Source organism: Streptomyces sp. PsTaAH-124 (assembly GCF_000373685.1).
Taxonomy (GTDB): domain Bacteria; phylum Actinomycetota; class Actinomycetes; order Streptomycetales; family Streptomycetaceae; genus Streptomyces; species Streptomyces andamanensis.
This window is the reverse complement of record NZ_KB892204.1, coordinates 1-1,393: the sequence shown is the minus strand read 5'-3', so window position 1 is coordinate 1,393 and position 1,393 is coordinate 1. Positions and strand designations below refer to the sequence as shown.

The window sequence follows — 1,393 nt, the reverse complement described above, 5'->3', positions numbered from 1 at the left end:
TGCTGAGTCGGGACGTCCAATACCTCCCTCAACGGCCCGGCAGCCCTGCCCGTTGCGCACCTTGACCACACACCGCCCCGCCCCCGGATCAGCGGAAGTATTCGGCCAGACCTTGGCCGATGGCTTCGTGTCCTGCTTTGTTGGGGTGTGCTGAAGCCCACAGGGGCTGACGCTGTGCTGCGTACTCCGTGAGCCAGTTCATGTAGTCGGATCCCGGGGCCAGGCTGAACGGCGGGGGCGGAATCTCCCGGCCGTTGTCGATGACCGGCACGTCCGCCAGGACGCCCTCGACCCATCGGGCGTTGGCGGATTTGCAGGCGTCGTGGCCCTGGAATTCGGTGCTGAAGTCGGCGAACGTGACCCCGTTCTCCTCGGCTACGGCCTTCAGCGTCTCGGTGAGTTCGTTGAACTCACCGATGTAGTACCGCTGGTCAGCGTTGGAGACCGGTCCGATGCCCGCGGCTCCCGGAATGGGCAGCGGGTTGTACGCGCAGCCGTTGGGCGGCAGGATCGGCGGGTAGCCGACGACGACGACCTGCGCCTGGGGCGCCTTCTCGCGGATCGCCTTAAGTGCTTCGTCGACGTGTTTTTTCGCCTGTTCGAAGTCGATGCGGTCGCTCGGGGCCGCCGCCTGATCTCGGTCCTGGCAGGCGTGCCCGAGTACCGGGTTCTCGCCGGCAACTCCAGCCTGGACGCATTTGATGAGGAGGGTGGGGAGCCGGCTGTCGTTCCCTCCGAGCTGGAAGGTCACGTACTTGGTGTCCGGGCCGACGGCGTCGAGCATCGCCGGGTTGGAGTCGATGGGTGTGTAGAAGCCGCCCGAGCTGTAGCCGGCCTCCGGGTAGACGCTGGCGCCGCCGCAGGTGACGTCGTTGAGGGTCCAGCCCTCCTCAGCGGCCAGGACGTGCGGGTAGTTGTTGACGAAGCGCTGACAGCGGCGGCCGGCGTCGGTGTCCTCGATCGGCGACTGGCCCGCACCGGCGGCGAAGGAGTCACCCATGGCGACGTACTCGGCACCGCCGGGACTCGCCGGGCCCTGGGCTGCGGTGCCGTACGCGGTGGCGGGAAGCACTGCGGCCGCGATGACGGCGGTCATACCGGCACCGAGGAGTCGGAGCGGGCGCAAGGTGGAGTAAACAGGCATAAGTCATCTTTCCGGTGAAAAAGGTAAACCCTTCGCCCAGCACGGAACGCACGGGCATGACACACCGGATCACCACCGGGCAGCCATTGCCTTAGGGGCGCTCGGTCAGGCAGCGATATTCACCCATGTGGCTCACTGAGGGTTTTCGGCGCGGCCGCTGATCCGGGGGCGGGGCGGTGTGTGGTCAAGGTGCGCAACGGGCAGGGCTGCCGGGCCGTTGAGGGAGGTATTGGACGTCCCGACTCAGCA

1 protein-coding gene is annotated in these 1,393 nt (G+C 67.0%); it reads right to left on the bottom strand.

What is annotated here, in order from left to right; all coding sequences use genetic code 11:
* Positions 1 to 88: 88 nt before the first annotated feature.
* Entirely contained in the window at positions 89 to 1,096 is a 1,008-nt protein-coding gene (locus B086_RS42140; protein ID WP_018570488.1) for an SGNH/GDSL hydrolase family protein, read from the bottom strand.
* Positions 1,097 to 1,393 lie beyond the last annotated feature (297 nt).

Excerpts from the sequence above, each read along its gene's own strand:
- B086_RS42140 (WP_018570488.1), bottom strand. The coding sequence starts at position 1,096 with ATGACCGCCGTCATCGCGGCCGCAGTGCTTCCCGCCACCGCGTACGGC.